The following is a 19,584-nucleotide window of genomic DNA, read 5'->3' as shown; positions in this document are numbered from 1 at the left end:
CTTAAAATTCAAAGTTTTTAAAGAAAATTAATAGTAGCTTGCAGGTGTTAAGAAGTATATTTCTGGGTTATCTTTTTATCAAATTTACAATTTATTGAGACTTCGATTGTACTAGTATTTATGTACTGATAACTAATATAGTACAACAGAGAAAGGCATGAGAAAGAGATGAGTACTATAACCTATATAAATGATTATTCTTCCCCAAAATATGATGAGCATAGAATGGCGGTTGAAAAGTTGCGGAAAAGAGGACGCGACTGGGACTTTATTAAATATTACGGCAAGCAGGATGAAGAAGGGCTGCAGAATAAACTCGAACAATTACAAGAAGATGATATGATTCCCGAAGATTTGAATGCAACAATCTGGTTAGGGATTGTAAAATTTTTACGCGAAGCAGCTGAGCGTGAACAAATGATTGAAGATAAAATTGCCACTAATCGTATCCTAAGTCGGCGTCAAGATAATAATTTAACCATCCCAGGTGGCGAAGCCAGCAGCTGGCAACTATATAAAAACAAGTTAATCCGTCAAGGATGGACTGAAGAATCGGTAAAAGATACTGAAAATACAACAATTAGTATTTTAAAAAAACTCCGTGTAGAGACTGATAAACCCGTTAAAGGTTTAACTATCGGTCATGTACAATCAGGTAAAACAGCAAGTATGGCTGCGTTAATGGCAATGGCTGCAGATTGGGAGTTTAATTTATTCATTGTATTATCCGGAACAATCGAAAATTTGCGTAAACAAACAGAAGATCGGCTGATGAGCGATTTAAAAACGTCAGGTAATCTATCTTGGGAACGTTTAAGTAAGCTTTCATTAAAAGCAGGTTCTTCACATAAAGTAAGCAGTCTTTTATTAAATAAAGGGTCGCGTGAGCGTTACTTAAATGTATGCTTGAAAAATAAAACCCGTTTAAATGATTTAATTCTTTGGTTAAAAGAAGATGGAAAAAAGCTTTCTCAAATGCGTGTTTTAATTATAGATGATGAATCTGATCAGGGTGGAATAAATACAAATGATATAAATTCTTTGGCAGAACGTACAGCGCTGAATAAAGCCATCGTGGAGCTGGTGAATATCCAGGCAAATGATGGTGCGAGACCGTTGAGTATGAACTACGTCAGCTACACAGCGACACCTTATGCAAATTTTTTAAATGAAGCTTCGGAAGAATCTTTATATCCGCACGATTTTGTCGCAGTTTTAAATCCTGCAAAAGAATATTTTGGTGCGAAACAAATTTTTGGTTTGGAAACCAATGAATATTATCGGGGTCTGCCAATTGTACGGGAAATTACGGAAGATGACTATGATTTAGTACATAGTATTCATAAGGAAGAGGATTTATATCTACCTCAATCATTCGAAGATGCACTTCATTGGTTTCTAATAGCGACTTCGATTATGCGCTATCGCAAATATAAAAAGCCGATAAGTATGCTTGTACATACCAGCCAAAAGCAAAAACATCATAAAATTTTTGCGGAATTGATCAATGATTATTTCCGTAGTACGCCGAAGGTGAAAATTATTAAAGCTTGTCGTGTTCTTTATGAACAGGAGCAGAAAGAGTTCACGAAAGAAGACTTTGAAATGGATTTTGAGGAATACCCAAATAAAGATGGTGTGAAAGATTATCCACCATTTGAAAAAATTGAAGATGAATTAAAACGTTTAATCCGGAATTTCCCTTCTCATATTAATGTATTGGAAGATACAAAAAAGTTGGAATATCATGACGGTCTTCATCTGTGTATCGATAATTGTGCAAATAATGGAATAACGGAGGAATTAGAGCATGTCCGTTTAGCATATCCTGACCCTAAATCACCAAATTACCCTGCACCCGCCCCGGCATTTATTGTTATTGGCGGAAGTACTTTATCGCGTGGTTTAACAATTGAAGGGTTAGTGAGTACATATTTCCTTCGTACTACTTCCCAGGCAGATACGTTACTCCAGATGGGCCGATTTTTTGGATATCGTAAAGGCTATGAAATGCTTCCACGAATTTGGGTAACTGCAGATACAGAGGCTAAGTTTAGATTTTTAGCCACACTTGAAGAAGAATTACGTGAGGATATCGAAACTTATATTCTTGAAGGTATGGGTGCAAACGAATATGGACCAAAAATAAAAAACTCACCAAAACTATCCTGGGTTCGTATTACTGCGAAGAACCGTATGCAAAGTGCTGAGGAAATTGATTTAGACTTTTCTGGAACATCTAATCAAACCATAATTTTTGATGATAACGCCGTAATTCAAAGACAAAATATCGAAAACACTGAGCAATTTTTAAATCGTCTTGGGACTCCAAATGAAACCCGAAATAAACGAGGGATTTATTGGGAAGGGGTACCTTTCCAAACAATTTTGGATGAATTTTTCCTTAAATTTACCTTTAGTGAACAGAGTGATTTCTCCAATATGAAAACCTTCTTTGATTGGTACCAAAAGAAGGAATCCGAAGCGGGATTTACTAATTGGAATGTCGTATTATCTGGTAGTGGGAAATTAGATGAAAACGTACCTAACCAATGGGTAGTAGGTGGTCGTGGTGTCGGGCTTATAACACGTACTCGTCGTGGTTCGGCAACTGGCGAAAAAATTAATATTGGTGTTTTACGAAATCCTCCTGATTTATATGCAGACATGTCAAGTGAGACGTATAATTCGATCCCTAAGGAGTATAAGTTTTCAAAAGATGGGAAAGAAGAACGTGCACGAATAGAAGATGAATTGGAAGAAATTAATCAAAAGCAGCCCAAGAAAAGTGTGATAAATGAATTACGTAAGGTTGCCGGTATTGGCTTAACACCTCAGCTGCTTTTATATCGTATTAACAAAGATTCCAAAGTTAAAAAAGAACAAAGCATTAATACAAAAGAAGCTAATAAACGTTACGACTTAAATGCCTCAGAGGATATAATTGGCGTAAGTTTATTTGTCCCGGGTTATCATTCGGGAAAAAATTTAGCGACAAAATTGTCGATTCGTATAGAAAACCCATTGGGAGAGTCTGAAACGGAAGAAGGAAAAGAGTAATGCAACTTGAGATTGCAGAGTTCGGGAAAATGTCCCAATCCGGCAATTCATTGTTAAAACTTATTCAAAATAACGATTTACCTATTTTAGATCTACTTGTACGCGAAGCTGTACAAAATAGTTTAGATGCTGGCATACGCGTAGAGGGGCACGATTCTGTGTATGTGGATATTGGTATTCGGGATGTCCATGTTCCAAACTTTGCCGGACATTTAGATGGAATTACAGAACAATTGATTGATAGATTTGGAGCCTCATCACAAAAGGCTATTTATATTGAAGATGCTAATACAACAGGATTGACGGGATCACTGGATTTTAAACACTCGCCAAACGGAAATATTTTTAAACTGGTTTATGGGATTAGTATGGCACAGGATACACCAGGCGCGGGAGGGTCATGGGGACTGGGTAAGACTGTATACTTCCGTGTAGGCATTGGTCTAGTGGTTTACTATTCGCATATTTTAAAGGACGATGGTCAGTATGAGCATCGTTTAGCAGTGACTTTAGTAGAAAACGAAAAATCGCCAGATACTATAATTCCAAAATTTGCCGGAAAGGTTCCGAGTGGGATTGCCTGGTGGGGCAAACGAGTGAGATCAAATAGTAATGATACCGTCCCAATTACAGATGAAAATAAAATACGGGAAATATTACATTCCTTATCTATAGAGCCATTTGAGGGAAAGCGTGTAGGTACAAAAATCATAATTCCGTTTATTGATGAACAACAATTACTGATTAAGCATGAATTTAATCCGGAAGATAACAAACCCTGGGAATCAAATGTTGCTGATTATATCCGTGTTGCAATGCAACGTTGGTACGCCCCTCGTTTAGCTAATAATAAATACATTTATGGCAAATATTTAGACGGACATATAAATGGGGATAGGCTGGAAAAGGATGATTTTCTACAAATATTCCTTGAGCTTCAAATGATGTACAACGCTGCGGTACTTGGAAGTAAAACAAATCGATATTTTGTTAATGATATTCAAATTCGTAATTATTTTGAAAATAATAAAGTGAATAACGCGGGTCGGGTAGTATTTAAAAAATTTACTAAAAAGGAACTGGATATGTTGGCACCAACAAATGGTCCCAGTCCTTTTACATGTGTAAATGAAAAAAATCCTATGATTGAGCAAAATGCTCCGTTAATGGCTTATGCGAGAAGACCGGGAATGATTGTCAATTATGAAACAGATGGCGAATGGTGCAAGGGACTTGGAGCAACAGAAGAAAATGAGTATTTAGTGGCTATTTTTGTGCCAAATTCCGATACGAAATTACTGAAACCAGATAATGATGTAGTGGATTTAGAAGCGTATTTACGAAAAAGTGAAATGGCAGATCACACCTCTTGGACGGACATTATTATTAAAAACAGGCCGCTTGATATTGTTGAAAAAATACGTTCCCAAGTACAAAGAAAAATTAAAGCGTCATATGAAAAAAAGGAAGAAGTAAAGGAAAAGCAAGGTATCAATATGCTGGCACGCAATGTAGGAAAGATGCTGCTGCCACCAACAGGATTTGGCCGTCGTGCTTCCAGTCGTAATCAGGCTGGAAGTACAAAGAATTCTGCAGAAAGAAGCAGGGTTCGGGGTAATAGTTTTACTATTATATCTCAAAAATATTTAGATACTGGGGCTTTAGAAGTGGATTTTCAGTTGAAGCTGGCAAAAGATGTCGCTGCTTTTACAATAGAGTTATTTATTGCCTCCGAGGGTGGAAGGATCTCGGCAGATGATTGGGAATCAGAAGATAGTGTAGGAACAGCATTTCCGGTTCAGGTTACGCGGATTTCAATTCCTAACACGATTGGTCTATTTGGCAGATCTGCGGCTCAAAAAAGTGAAAAAAAAGTGCTGTATGCTGTACGTATTGAGAAAAAGGCAGAACCTGTCCAATGTTCAGGCCAATTAGTATTCACATGTACGGATCCTCATGTGCAAGTGGAAATACTGATGAAGCCAGAAGGAAGTGGAAACATTGGCTAATAAGGTTAGCATGAATCGGCTTTACGATGAGGCTATGGAAGAGTTGGTAAATGTCGATACAGATTTTCACTTTTATTATAAAGATAGTGGGGGTTTAAATCACCCGCTTAATCAATATGAAGACTATGAGTTTAAAACATTGTTGAGTAATGAGGATGATAGTTGGGACTTTGTAGAAAAAGGTTTTGGGATATCAGGAAATCTAAAATTAGGTAATCCAACAAGTATGTTTGGACCAACGCAAATGGTCAATGCTGATGCGGAGATAGGGATTGCATTACAATGGATGTCCAAGCAATCTTCACAACGCGGTGTATTCCCTATCGAGACCATTACGAGTTTAACACCAAAGGGTATAATTATCCCTATTGATTACTATTTTCAACAAAATAAATTATTTGGAGAAGTACATATTTCACTTATTGTTTATTTGAAAAAGGCTAGCCGCAATAGTATGCGGGGTCAAGCAAAAGTGCCTGGAACTATTTTAGGTAAGTTAATAGAATGGGTTGTCATTTTAGATGGCTCGGGTTCCACTTTCCCTATTGTTATTGTTAATGAACCGGATAAACCTTTGTGGTATGTAGATTTTAATTATTCTGACCCGCTTATAGAGCCCTTTGATAAAGAATATATTGCAATTTACTTGAATCAGGCCCATCATGCATTCCCATCGATTCAAAAACCAAAAACAAAGATCGATGAAGCATTATATATAGAATTTTTAGCTGGTGCCTTACAGCTTATTTTGCATAATTTGATGGAATGTTCAGAATGGAAAGATATCCAGGACGGGACCAATTGCGAAGAAGGTTCTATTGGACAAGTTATACATTATTTTAAATCAACCTTAAATTGGGATTTTGACACACCGGAAAAACTGGCGATGTCGATACGTAAAGATTTAGAAACACGAGTAAAGACGGGTGAAATGTAGTGTGGCAAAATGTAGTTTATACAAAAGCCCAGGCCAAATTTAAATTTCAACAAATTGAGGCTGACCCGGAAAAATGCGCTCCACGCCAAGTGAGAGCGCCTTTTGATCGGCTTCGTGAAATTATGATTGATGAAAAGGAAAAATTTTTACTTGATGAGATCAAGAAAATTAATTCCTACGGATTTGACCTGCATATGGGATTAGTATTGTACCGTATATTGAAAGAGGATTTTGATTTTAATGAGAGATTGGCAGCACAGGATGAAGTGTGGCGATATTTGTCATTGGAAGTTTTTCCTGATTTAGTATATGAACGATTTGGTATAAATGACCAACGTTTTTATAAAGGAACTCGCCGTATATGGCTGAAAAGCATTTGGTGGTATATACATCTGTCCTGGCAGGGAACAGCGGAGGAGACATTCGAAACGCTAAGAAATAATTCTTCAGATGAAATCAGTCAATTACTTGATCGCTCAGGGAGTGCGGGTTATCGTGTAGAATTAACACGAGAAATTATGAGACAGCACAAATTACTTGCGGGTAGAAAAGTGCCGCAATTATTTCGTAGAGTGTTAAAACTAAACACCGCAAGGTTAAATACGATTGAACCAAGTTTAGTAGAAGGCGGGATAGAAACATATGTATCGGAGTTATATAGTTATTTCTTATAAGCAATAACAAATTGGAGAGAAGAGAGTTTGTTACATGGAAACAATACAAAAAATTAGAAATGGTTTCGCGTATTTTCGCACGTCTGCAAAACATTCAATTACATTAAAAGAGCCGTATTATTGGATTGTTAAAATAAATAGTATGCAAGGTGTTGCCATTGAAATACCAACTGATAAACATGTAAATGAGCAGTTTGCAAGTATCTCCTATTATACGAAAGAATATGTACTTGGTGGTGAAGAACGGCACCTATTAATGCTGGTTTCTGACCACCAAACATTATACGATGACTTTGCTATAATTTGTGCAGGCTTTTTAGAAAAGGTACTTGATGCTGAGTCATATGAAGAGATCCAGGATAATCCAATATCCTGGTGGCTCACAATGAAAGAACTAATGGGGAATGCTAATGTTGAAAAAGCAGCCTATAGTGTACTGGCAGAAATGTTGAGTTATTTTTATTTGTTGAAACAAGAAAAAGATGTTTCTTGGGTAGGGCCATTTGACGGTTCCGTTGATTTCAATTGTACCAATGGGAGCTATGAGGTGAAATCAACAGTAGCACGTTATGGATCTGAAATTACCATCAATAGCCAATATCAATTAAAAGCAAACTACCTATTATTTTATCGTTTTGAGCCCTCTATTAATGGTGTTTCTATTCAAGATATGGTCCTAGCACTTATAGATCTTGGTGTTGAAGAATCGAAAATCGAACTTGTTCTTGAAAAACTGAAATATCCAAAGGATAGTGAAGTTCGTAAAAAATCATATCGCCTGCTTGAAGTAATGAAATATGAAATTGATGAAAATTTCCCGAAAATTGTACCTGAAAGCTTTAAAAACGGTCATTTGCCAAATCATATTAGTGGGCTAATTTATAAATTAGAACTAAGGGGTTTAAATGGGGACGTTATTAATGTAAATGAATTTCCACAGAAGCTCAAATGTTAAAATAATGATTCCGCTTTGGGCATAGGATTCGACTAAATACTGAATTCTAACTGCAAAAGACTTTACTTTTTAAAGAGAAATTCTAAAGTGATAGAAAGGGCATTTAAAGAATTTAATTTTAATAAGCTCATGCTCTTCACTTCGTGGTCTCTGTATAAATTTCACAATATTTGAAAGGGAGAATCAATCTGAAGCTATTATTGATATTAGATTAATACTTACTATGTATCACAATTATATTAAGAGGGGGCAGCCATGAAATCTAACAGGTTTTTTGACTACTGGGTAGCCCGTAATAGTACTGACATTTTCAATTGTCTTAGGCTTAGTGGTTCACCAATTTCTGTAGAAGATTTAATTATTAGGGTTACCGGAACGCAAAAGCTGGAATACGATTTTCCTTTATATTGCAGGGCAGTGGAAACATTTTTACGAGCCAACAAGGATATAGGCAGGGATAATCAGGGGAGATGGTTCTATAAGAAAGCCCATCTTACCTCCGAACCAAAAGTCAAAGAAATAGATCAGTCGGATATACAAGCTACCGAAAAAGTACATTCAATTTCTTACACCGAACGTGTGAATGGATTAATGAAAGTTAAATTGTCTATTTTAGGAATTGACGGCCTTACGAGTCCTAATATTATTGAGGTTGTATTTGATGGATGTAAATATGAGTTTATTTGTTCAACTGTAAATGGTGAGGATATAGTCTACGGTAATGGGGTAATGGATTTTCTATCAGAGGCAAGTGTAATTCCCGGTCAGAAGATTCTTTTTAATTATAATAATGGTATTAACACTCTCAAGGTAGTTCCGGGTGAAAATATAGGTCTTGCAGCTTCAGATTATGATTTTAAATCTATTAAAGAACAGCTTTCGCAGAGAAATCAATATTCCGATTATACGATTCTGTATAAATTACTTTCTATTTATCCTGAGGGATTAACTCTAATCGAAATATATAACTATATTCTTGATTATAAAATAGTGACCATGAATGATTTAAAGAGTTTATTAAAGATGAACGACTGTTTTGTTTTTGATATCACACAAGACAAATGGACGGTAAGAGTTGATAAAATAGCCCGATATTATGTGGATGCATCAGGAAACTCCACAGAAAATGAGCTTATATACGAATGGGAAAGTAGAATTACATTTGATCATAAAGTTGTTACTTCAGACGGTACAACAAAAGAGCATGTTGAGAAAGTGAAAGAAATTGAGGAAGGCTCTGAGCGAGAACTGTCCACAGTTGATATCTTACGTATGTTAGACCAAAGTGCGGTACCTTACACTCAGTTTCAGCATGAGATAGAAAGAGCAGTAAAAGAAGCATTTCTTGCAGGAGATATGAATGCATTGTTAAGAGGATATCAAGAGGCAGACAAGATTGCTGATTATCTTTCCAAGTTTGAAAATCTTCTACGGAAATGGGGCGAATCAGAAAATAATGAGTGATATGGAATCATTACTTTATAGATATAGAACAATAGTTAATAAACACATGCTAGAGGTTCAAACTGTCCAGGCGCGGTTATTGGAAATTTATAAAAATGATGAAAAAAAAATTCTGGCTATAATGTCAAATCGCAATTTAGAACCTTCAAAAAGGTCAGCAAAGATGATCGGTATTATGGAGCACAGAGATCACATACATGATTTGATAGAGGATCTAACGGAACTTCTTAAATAAATTGACAGGCTACAGGTGACCAAATGAAACATTTTTACGAATCAAAAATAGCTCAATCAATAGAACCGGATCAGAATGTAATAGATGGAATCACTGCTCTTGAAAATGCCATCTATCATGAAGATATAATAGATGAGGCTGTGGAAACAATGACTATAGCTTCATATCACATCACTTACAAAAAAAATGGAAGTGATGTATTAATGGTACGGCCGTCAAAAGAGGACTGGAGTATTAAACTATATGGATCTGGATGGAATGTTAAGGCATTATCCGGCCTTACAGTTTTATTCGAATATGAAATATCGCCGTTGGGATGGTATCTTACGGGTATGGCAGATGAAACTAAGGAGAATATCACCGCAGGGATATTAAAGTCAGGCAGATCAAGTGAAAATGAAAGCATTATTTTATTTCCTCTAACAGTGCTATCAGGTTACTTTTGTAAAAATCCCCTGTTTTTTAAGAGCCCCGATGAAAATATTTTTAAACAAGTAATGTCCCATTTTTGGGAAGGTAGAATCAAAGAAATACAAGAAATATACGATTCTTTTTTTGGAGGAGAGAGAAGCCGACTGCCGGAATTTCTTGAGAAATGGTATGGGAAAATTAATACTGTTGACAGATTCCGTGCTGAACAACTGACAGATAGTATGAAACTGAGTGAAGATTCTGCCCAAAAAGTATTTTTCCATTTAGAAATGTTAATAAAACAATCTATAAAAAAGTATAAAAACTCTCTAAATAATATTTGGGACAGGAAAGAGTTAATGTCAGACCAGAAGGAATTTCAAAAGGAAATGGAAGACATTCGAAAAAATCTTCTAATGTCAGAAGATTTTGAAGAAGACTTACTTTCCCTTAAGAATGAATTTAGTCCAAGAAGTAACGATATTATCGAAAAGGAAAGAGCAACTAATACGATAGACCAAAAACCTGTTGAAGTTACTGTGACGAAGAATAATGATTACTCGGATGAGAAGACACACAAGGAATACAAAGATTGGTTTGACTTTCTTATCAAGAGCAAATCCCTTTCTGCAAGTGAAATTCCTTTTCAGACTAAACAGGACTTCACTGGAGAACAGTCATACACAATTTTTACAATCAATCAAAGTAGATTAAAAAGCTTATCAGAATAAATTGCAAAAGAAAAAAAATCAGTAAAAGAAATCATGTTTTTGATTACTCTAATATTAGAGGACAGTAACGAAGCCGGTTATGTAATAAAGGATCAGCTGAAGGAAATGTTTGTAAATGAGTATTACAAAGACCAGGAATCCCTTGCTAATTATTGTAAACGCTATGGAGTAAAAAGTCTCCTGGCCAAAAGCAGAATGAAAAATCAGTTTCATACCCTTATTGAACTGCTTAAGAAAAAAGGGGTTGTAAAGGAGTATTATAAGAATACTGGATTGGAGATTTACTGGAATTATGTCATTAATATTTTTAATGACTGAATAAAAATTTTTCTGTTATAAGAACAGAAAGAAATTGTAGAAAACCAATCAAATTTCTATTTGCTTCTTAATAAAAATGTAGAGGAACGAGAAATAATTATATTAGTATAACTCCATTTACTATGAATGGGGTTTTTTTGTGATAAATGAATGGGGAAGATAAAAGCTTGGAAAATATAAAATTTTTTTAACAAAATATATATTTCCCCAGAAAAATCCATTAAAATAAAAAAGATGTCAAATGGGGTATTTTTTAGGGGGGAATTTATTGTAGAAATGAAACGAACATCCAGCGAATAGAGAAATAGAGGAAAACAAGAGATTTAATCATAAAGGAGGCTATACTATGAATGAAAAGGATTTGTGGAAGTGGATTCTAGAGAATTTTTCGGATAAAGGATTAGCAAATATCGGGAAGACACTTGGAATAAAGATCCCGGGTTTTCGACAGATCAATCCGATGCAGAAGAATTTTACTGTGCTCCGTCCAAAATTGATACAAGAAGCGCTTTCGCCTAAAAAAATAGGCGATTTAAAGGATTTTTTCAATACTGTTACAGAGAAAAATGAAGAAGCTCTTAAGTATAGAGGACAGAAGCAGGTGGAGCTCATGCCGACGATAGGGACAGTAATTGTTCCTTCTATTCTGTTGAGTGCCTTATTATCCAGCCCGGATGAAGATGATGTTAAAACAGCGCTGTACATCTATACCTCTCTAAAGGAGGAATACAGGCTTGAAGAACTGGAAAGGCAGGCAGAGGGAACGTTAAATGAAGAAAATGACAGTGAAGTAATGGATGTTGAAAGCAAGGCTGTGGATACGGAACAAGAGCTGAAACAAGCTCATGAGAAAATAAATTCAGCTGAAAAAAAATTGAAAAAGTCGGAGCAGAAAAATGAAAACCTGAAGGCACAGCTTGCTTCCATACAAGCCTCTTATGATGCAGAGAAGAAGCAATGGAAGGAAGAAAAGAAGAAGATGACAAAAGACATTCAAACCCTCAGCAGTGAAAATGGGAAGACAAAAAGTGATGCTAGAGCAGCACTTGGTGAAAAGGATGCCGCTATAAAAAAGCTGGAACAGCAGCAGGATGCTATGAAGAAAAAGGATGATGAGATCTCGAGATTAAATGCACTCATTTTAAAACTCAAAACAGACCACAGTAAAGAAGTTCAGCCGCCTCAAAACAGCCATGAACCAGTCGTCGCAACTGAAACAGTCACAGATCAGACAAAATCAACCTTTGAGTCCCAGGGAAAACGGATTCAGGTAGCTGTAATCGGAGATCCAAAAAACTCAAGGGTGCAGCGTTATAAAAGATTCAGTCTCCATATTATTGAAGCCTCAGAATTGGACGAAGAAAAGACCCATGAACTGTTTGATTCAGCCGATAGAATCTGGCTGCTGACCTATAAGACTCCACGGGGAGTGCAAAAGCGCATCAAGACGATGCTAAAGGACAGAGAAATACAGGAATTTACTACATTTATAGACTTAGAGAATCATATGAAAAAGGGGTAGATTGACTTGAATAAATCTTGGAACAGTGATTTAGTAGGTATCCTGGCTGATGAGGATTATGTCCTAAATACGATAGATAAACAGGCAATTTATATCAACAGCCAAAATGTTATTCAGTTTTTTGTAAAAATCATTTCGGAGGAACCGGAAAGCTTTCCAAATGTTAAGCTAGTAACCTGTTATGCGACCGATCTCGAAAGATGGGGATTTGAAGACAATTATAATGACCTGCAGCACTTTAGGATTCGCGCGCTGCAGGATTTTCTGCAGGATAATCTTGTAGTTTTTAAACCAATACGGAAGGTTCTTTTCGATCATACAGAAGTGTTTGTGGGCCGAGAAATCAGATTAATTCCAAAAGCCGAAAGCTTCCAGGATGATGTATCTCTGATTCCTCTTCCGATATTTAGTGAGGATGAACATGGAAGCTCTTATTCAGAGTTTGTGTATCGGCTGCAAAATCGAAAATACATTGGGCGTGTTGACAATATTTCCAATGAACCAAATGATACTCCTAAATATATTCTGTGGAAAAACAATAATGAGGAATATAGAGTGTTTGGAGAGTTCAGTGGTCACCACTACGCACACGGCGGCTTTGCTCTTTCAGTACATGAACCCTTAAAATCTATTGCCTTTAAGGATGAATGGATTGATGACTGTTATGATTATGGAGAAAGCATCATGTTTATAACATTTGATATCCTTTCTGCCATCTCTGAATTGGTTGCTGTGGGAGAAGATTTGGATGAGGACGTTCCAGAAATCAAGCCGGACGAAGCTCACATAGCTTCTCAAGAAGTGGCCGCTGCCATAGCCGTCGAGCCTCCAAAAAGTAAGGATACGGTTAAAGAAGCTATCCCACAGCAGCAAACGCAGGAACAGGAACGAAAAACCGAACCTATGCCGCTTACCGAGGTTGAAATATCAGAAGAGAGATTAATGGATGAGTTCACACATATCACTCGTGAACAAGGATTATTATACGATCAGGCTGATTTATATAATTTTCATACAGCTATGAAATCCTCCAACCTTGTAATTCTTGCCGGCATGAGCGGTACAGGAAAATCCAAGCTTGTACAAGCCTACGCCAAGGCTCTGGGGCTATTTGACAGCCATCAAATGACCTTTATCCCTGTAAGGCCAGCCTGGACGGACGATGCAGATCTCATTGGCTATGCGGATACACTTCACATGGTTTACCGCCCAGGAGATTCAGGACTCATCAATACATTGATGAGCGCGAAAGAAAATAAAAAGAAACTCCATATTATCTGCTTTGATGAGATGAATTTGGCGCGTGTAGAGCATTACTTCTCTCAGTTCCTGTCTGTACTTGAAAATGAATCTGGCCCTCGCCGTGTATTGAGGCTTTACAATGAAGACTTGGAAAATAGATTATATAATTCGGCACAATATCCGCCTATTATTCCTATTGGGGAAAACGTAATTTTTGTTGGAACTGTAAATCTTGATGAATCGACCTATCATTTTTCTGACAAGGTCCTTGATCGCGCAAATGTCATTTCACTTAATGTACTACCATTCAAAAATCTAAGGCTGCTATCGGAAGAGATGAAAAATGCAGCTGAGGAAAAGCGATGGCCGCTAAAGAAAGAAAAAGAGTCGATTACATTTGAAATGTATGAAAGCTTCCGGAATAATGACCGTGAAATTCAACTTAGTAATAATGAACTTGAGCTGCTTTGGGAAATCCATCAAGAGCTGCAGAGCGTAAATAAAAACATCGGTGCAGGGCCAAGGATTGTTCGCCAGATTGATATGTATCTAAAGAACCTTCCTAATAGTGAGATTTTATCGAGACAGGATGCAGTTGATTTGCAAATAGTACAAAGAATTATGACCAAGGTAAGGGGACCAGAAGAACAGCTCAAGAAGTTTCTAGGTACTTATGATTCCATTAACGGCACAGTCATAGACAGCAGCTTGGCAGATATACTTGATAAGTTTCATGAAGTATCCGAGTTTTATAATACAAGAAATATGATAATTCATAAGGCGAAAGAGTTGAAGATTAATGGCTATACCCTCTAAAGGCTTTGAAGTAGTTTTTACTCAAAAGCGTGGGGAGGCTTACCTTGAGTTTCCCATAAACGATTATTTCAACTCGGAAACGGATTTCTATGTAAAACGGGAAGAGAGCTTTGTCGAAATAAAGGAAAATATCGACCTATCGGTCACTTTTCGTTCGAATAATATAGACTCCAGATTTTATATGGATGGATTGGATACATTATCGGAGAGATTGCTTGAGGTGGATCCACTGGAAGGTGATGTATTTCTACCGCCATCAGAACAGCCTGTCACTCTCTTTGCAAATGGCAATAATTATTATCCGTTAATACCGGGGTACTACCGTCTTGTTGTTCATCATGAGGGGGAGCGGTATTACAGCTGGATAAAGGTAATTCCGAAGCAACTGGAAGAAGCACAGTGGGAAGTAATGAGGAATGAAGTTGAAAAAGAGCTTAGAGGGCTAGCACGTGATGTTATTCTGAAGAAAACGGGAATGCACACAGGCTACGAAGGTATTTCTCAGGGGCTGCTGGGCCAATTCATTGTTATAAAGAATCGATTTCCATCTGTTATGTCTGCCCTAAGTGATTTATACAGAAACGTGAACTATAAGATCACCAAGAATTATGTGCTTGTTCCCAAAGAAAAATCAAGACAAATCGATGAGAGAACAATCAGGCATCGAGTTAGCCATCCAGAAAATGAGAATGTCCTGAAAACACCCATAAGTAGCACGTTATATGACATTCCCGAGAATCGATTTACTAAAAAGATTATTAATTCTCTCTCCCACATTCTTTCAAATTTTATAGATGCTGTAGAGCGGATGGAATACAAGGTTAAAACTGAGGGGCAATTCGGTGAATTCCGAACTAAGAGGGAAAAAGATAGGACTTTGACTGAACTGGAGTCATTTAGTGAAATGGCGAGGAAGATGAGAGGGGCGATTCAGTGGATTAAGACGGCACCGTGGTATGAAAGCGTTGGGCCATACTATTCAACAGTACCGCCTTACGTAATGAACAGCGACCCACGGTACAGGGCCCTTTACCAGGTTTACCGTGAATTAAATAGTGAGCAGATCCAGCTTGTGATGGATAAGTCGTATTCATATCAATGGAAACGGACCGATAAGCTATATGAAATTTGGGGTTACCTCCAGTTCATCAAAGCGTTGGGAAGCAGGAAGGTAGGATACACAGCTGAAAAGGGCTGGGTCTTCAATGAACGTTTTGACGGCCATAAGCTGTTAGTACCCACTCTGCCGTCAGCTACAGAAGTCGTATTCAGAAAGGACAATGTTCGAGTACACTTAGTCTATGAAGCCTTACTTCCTACCCAAAGCAAGTTCACAACTATGGAAAGGCCTCTATACACACGCGGTACTCATACATGCCCTGACGGAAGAATAGATGTTTATAAGGACGAGATATTTATCGGAACGATTGTTTTTGATTTTAAATATCGACCAAGAAGGGCGATTTGGGATCAAACCCTGATCTTCTCAAACCAGCAGAACGGTGTCATGAGGCAATTGGTCAGCTACGGAGACAATCTTCAGTCACCATACCTGTTCGGAGATGTAAAAAGTTTATACAAGGGGCAATTCAGTCCGGTTTATGAGGTATGGGCAATCTATCCAAATCGCTATAGCATACCAGGTGAGCAGGAATTTCCTGATCACAAGCTTAACCTTATAGAACTAACACCAGGCTTTGATAACTCACATCTCGAGGATAAAGTGGTGGAGGCTATTGATCGGCTTATCCAGCTTAGTGAGCCTTTTTTGCAATTGCTGGAAGGACAACAGGTTTAAGGATACAAGTGCAGTTATAATAAAAATTATGTAAAAAAACAGTACCCTTTTCATTTGGGTACTGTTTTTTATACCTACTAAACTCTCTCTAAAACCTGCTGTGGAACTCTACCAAGGAAATATTCCTCGATATAATTCCAAAACTCTACTGTTTTGACTTCATTCTCAAAAAGGTACGTGAGCATCTCAACAGAAATTTTATGTCTTTTGTGGACATTGTTTAAAATGGTGTTATTATAATTGTCAGCGTTTTTAATGGTGTTTTCAATTTGTAGCTTTGAGTTGATCCGGACGAAAATTTCCGGATTATCTCCACCCTTTACTTCGTATAATAAGAGATCGAACATTTCCAGCAAGCCAAGAGAAATAAAGGATTTTTCTGCTTCAAAGCAGTTAGCTTTCGTTTCTTTACTGTTGCTTTCAAAGTTCTTAACAGACATCTAAATTCATTTCTTTACATGTGTGCTTAAGAATCTAGTAAGTTCATTGATTCCGGGAAATACCTGATACTTTTTGGCCTTTTGGTTTTACCTTTCAGAAATCATTTTAATCCCGGTGATTTCGATTTATATTAACTGTGCTTTGATAGTTAATTATACACTGGATGATCGATTGGAATTCGCTTCTGATTGGTAGCGTGATTTTCCGAATAACCCCTGTATGGCAAAGTAAGGAATTAAGAATTGCTAAAAATCTAAACATTATGAAATGTTTCCGTGAGAATGAAGTTAACCGATTTTACTAGCAACTGGGATCACCGAGAAAGATTATATAATCCCATTGCTATTAGTAATTTGGTTTTTAGCGGTATTTCATATGTATAGTTCATCGAGGTTTTTTATTAACAAAATATAACAAAGAACAACATTATATTTCAAAAAAGAAAGAACACTACTAAATTCGACAAAAAACGACAATTTCTATAAAAACCATGTGGTAAAATTTTATTATTTCCAAATTTGCTTAATTAAGTTTAAATAGTTAAATTGTCTCAAAGTTTTAAGGGCTTTTTGGCAAAAGTACTAGGATACAATGAAGGAGTGATAATTCTATGACAAAAAAATCAGGTTCAATTGAAGATGAATTCGAGACTATTAATCTATACAAAGTAGATACATCAGATGAAACTCCAAAAGAGTCAGAACAAGATGATGATTTTAATGATGGTTTGGACGTTTACGAATTTGATTTAAGCAATGATGATAGTGAAATAGAAACTGACCTAGAAAAGACTGATTATGTATGGGATTCAGATAATTTAGATGCTAATATTGATTTTGAATTGTTTGAAGAAGAGTCGGCCGATAACGATGAACATGATGCTCGAGTTATAGATGAAAAAGAAGGAAACGTTCACAACTATAAAACAGTTGCAGAGGAATACGAAGAACTTGAAGATATCGTGCTAGACATGACTGATGGCCGTGAAATAGGAATTGACCTTGGAACTACTAATTCAGTTGTAACCTATTATGATGGTGGGTCAGTAAAAACGTTAAAATTTGGATCTGAATCCATTATCCCAAGTGCGGTGTATTTTGAAGAGCCAGGAAAAATTGTATTTGGCAAACAGGCAGTTAACAAACGCATTGTGAACCCTGAAAGTGGAATCCGCTATTTTAAAAGAAAACTAGGAGATTTGAAGGACCGCTATTTCCAGGTGAAATATCAGAAGGCTAATTCTGAAACTAAGCCAACAGACATAGCAAAAGCTACATACGTAGTCGATACCAATGTGTTCATCGAAGTTCCTGAATTAATCAAGCAGTTTCTGGATGAGGATGATGTTTGCGTACCTGTTACAGTATCAGAAGAACTTAATTACCATATCGAAACAAATCCTTCTACTAAATTTCAGGCCGAGAAGGCTGTTGATTACTTAGATAAGCATAAAAACCGAATTCGATATGAGAGCTCAGATTTAACCTTGTTACCGGATGATTTCTTTAAAGGGACCACAAACAACGATAAAAATGACAACAAAATATTGTCTATTGCCTTAAAACTAAACAGTGAGAATCCGATACTTATTACGAATGACCGCGGATTACGGCAAAAGGCAAACATTGTTGATGTTAAAACCCAAAATTATGATGAGTTTCGATTAGAGATGACCATGAATAAGGATCGCGAGGAGTCAACGTTCAAAGTGGCAGCGGAAGAAGCTACACAATTGTTTTTGCGCCATTTGAGGGAAAAGGCAATGAAAGAACTAGGTAATGTCACAAAAGCTGCAATCGGTATACCGGCTTCCTTTACCCCACAGCAAGAAGATGCTACACGCCAAGCTGCCTATGCTGCTGGTTTTGACGAGATCCGATTAATTCGTGAGCCCTTTGCTGCTGCGATTGCCTATGGATATGATTCGAGTGTTGCGAAGAAGATTCTTGTCTACGATTGGGGCGGAGGTACGTTTGATGTTTCCATTATTGAAACGGAAGCAGATGGAAAGTACCGAAACCTTGGCGATGACGGGGATGTGAAATTAGGTGGCGAAGACATTACCCGGACGATTGTGGAAAAGATGATGGATATGTTTGAAGATGAGCATGACCTTATTTTGGATGAACCTGATTTCTTAGGTATCAGTGATGAAGAGCATCAAAAAAATAAGACTGCCATGTATAAAGCAGCAGAAGAACTGAAAGTACAGCTATCTGAATTTGATTCGGCTTCTTTTCTTGTTTCACTATATATAGCACCAGCTGAGAAAAGGCCATTTGAGTTTATTGTTCTACGTAAATCTTTTGAAACATGGATTGCAAGGTTTGTTCAGCGTACACTGCAAAAAACTTCAAATGCTTTGCAGAGAGCAGGTTTGCAATATAGCGATATTGATATTACTGTTCTTGCTGGAGGGACTTCGTTAATTCCTTATGTTCAGCAACAAGTGGAAGCAGCATTTGGCTTTAAACCAAATTATGAGAAAAATGCAGCTATAGTCATTGCGGAAGGGGCAGCTATTTATGCTGCTAGTGAATTTGGCCGCAAAGGGGGTATTACTGACAAACCGAAAATCTTTGATAAAACAATGCATCACTTTGGCGTGTTGAAAAATCGAATTGATTTTCAGATGGTCATTCCAAGTGGTTCAGAACTTCCAGCACGTGAATCTGTAATACTTATGCCCTTACATGATTATGCGGAAACCCTTGAAATAAATGTCTATCGTGGGGATGTAAGCAGCCGCTGCCTTTATACGACAGACGAAGATATGATGCATATAGAAAAATTGACCATTTCAAACATTCCGCCTCGTGTAAGAACGGATGTTGATGTAGAAATCACTTTTGAAATGTCTAAAAAATACGGGTTAAATGTAGCAGCTGAAGTGAAAGACAAAATGACAGGTAAATTGTTATCACATGGACATGTCACGAAACATAGTGCAAAGTAGCTGGATTTCGTTATC

The 19,584-nt window shown here is 37.0% G+C and carries 13 protein-coding genes; 12 read left to right on the top strand and 1 reads right to left on the bottom strand.

The window, feature by feature from the left end; all coding sequences use genetic code 11:
* The first annotated feature begins 168 nt into the window (after positions 1-168).
* The 11 genes from H539_RS0100435 to H539_RS0100380 all read left to right on the top strand — a co-directional run bounded on the left by H539_RS0100435 (position 169) and on the right by H539_RS0100380 (position 16,172).
* Complete coding sequence (locus H539_RS0100435) at positions 169-3,060, top strand: Z1 domain-containing protein (RefSeq protein WP_051348371.1); 2,892 nt, start codon at positions 169-171, stop codon at positions 3,058-3,060.
* Positions 3,060-5,069: a hypothetical protein gene (locus tag H539_RS27395; RefSeq protein WP_051348370.1), complete on the top strand. Its 2,010-nt coding sequence runs from the start codon at positions 3,060-3,062 to the stop codon at positions 5,067-5,069. The genes H539_RS0100435 and H539_RS27395 overlap by 1 nt, the downstream gene beginning before the upstream one ends.
* Positions 5,062-6,006: a hypothetical protein gene (locus tag H539_RS0100425; protein ID WP_026691870.1), complete on the top strand. Its 945-nt coding sequence runs from the start codon at positions 5,062-5,064 to the stop codon at positions 6,004-6,006. Before H539_RS27395 ends, H539_RS0100425 begins: the two co-directional genes overlap by 8 nt.
* A complete protein-coding gene (locus H539_RS0100420) occupies positions 6,006-6,680 on the top strand; it encodes a DUF6339 family protein (protein WP_026691869.1) in 675 nt (224 codons plus the stop codon). Before H539_RS0100425 ends, H539_RS0100420 begins: the two co-directional genes overlap by 1 nt.
* Positions 6,681-6,714: 34 nt before the next feature.
* Positions 6,715-7,635 (top strand): PD-(D/E)XK motif protein, encoded by a 921-nt coding sequence (locus H539_RS0100415; protein ID WP_026691868.1) that lies wholly within the window; start codon positions 6,715-6,717, stop codon positions 7,633-7,635.
* 255 nt (positions 7,636-7,890) lie between these two features.
* A complete protein-coding gene (locus H539_RS0100410; RefSeq protein ID WP_026691867.1) occupies positions 7,891-9,099 on the top strand; it encodes a hypothetical protein in 1,209 nt (402 codons plus the stop codon).
* 258 nt (positions 9,100-9,357) lie between these two features.
* Positions 9,358-10,476: a hypothetical protein gene (locus H539_RS0100400; RefSeq protein ID WP_026691865.1), complete on the top strand. Its 1,119-nt coding sequence runs from the start codon at positions 9,358-9,360 to the stop codon at positions 10,474-10,476.
* A gap of 39 nt (positions 10,477-10,515) precedes the next feature.
* The gene (locus H539_RS0100395) at positions 10,516-10,794 is read left to right on the top strand and encodes a hypothetical protein (RefSeq protein ID WP_026691864.1); all 279 of its coding nucleotides are present in this window, start codon (positions 10,516-10,518) and stop codon (positions 10,792-10,794) included.
* A gap of 346 nt (positions 10,795-11,140) precedes the next feature.
* Positions 11,141-12,316, top strand: a complete 1,176-nt coding sequence (locus H539_RS0100390) for a phage tail tape measure protein (protein ID WP_026691863.1) — start codon at positions 11,141-11,143, stop codon at positions 12,314-12,316.
* A gap of 6 nt (positions 12,317-12,322) precedes the next feature.
* A complete protein-coding gene (locus tag H539_RS0100385; RefSeq protein ID WP_026691862.1) occupies positions 12,323-14,374 on the top strand; it encodes an McrB family protein in 2,052 nt (683 codons plus the stop codon).
* A complete protein-coding gene (locus tag H539_RS0100380; RefSeq protein ID WP_026691861.1) occupies positions 14,358-16,172 on the top strand; it encodes a DUF2357 domain-containing protein in 1,815 nt (604 codons plus the stop codon). The genes H539_RS0100385 and H539_RS0100380 overlap by 17 nt, the downstream gene beginning before the upstream one ends.
* A gap of 77 nt (positions 16,173-16,249) precedes the next feature.
* On the opposite strand, the gene H539_RS0100375 is transcribed toward H539_RS0100380, so the two are convergent.
* The gene (locus H539_RS0100375) at positions 16,250-16,612 is read right to left on the bottom strand and encodes a hypothetical protein (protein WP_026691860.1); all 363 of its coding nucleotides are present in this window, start codon (positions 16,610-16,612) and stop codon (positions 16,250-16,252) included.
* Between the two features lie 611 nt (positions 16,613-17,223).
* Here H539_RS0100375 and H539_RS0100370 point away from each other — a divergent pair.
* On the top strand, positions 17,224-19,569 hold the full coding sequence (locus tag H539_RS0100370; RefSeq protein ID WP_026691859.1) for an Hsp70 family protein: 2,346 nt from the start codon (positions 17,224-17,226) through the stop codon (positions 19,567-19,569).
* Positions 19,570-19,584 lie beyond the last annotated feature (15 nt).

Origin of the sequence: Peribacillus kribbensis DSM 17871 (genome assembly GCF_000430765.1) — a bacterium.
In the GTDB taxonomy this organism is placed as follows: domain Bacteria; phylum Bacillota; class Bacilli; order Bacillales; family DSM-1321; genus Paraperibacillus; species Paraperibacillus kribbensis.
Note: the sequence above shows the minus strand (reverse complement) of the source record. Positions and strands in the feature narration are given on the sequence as shown.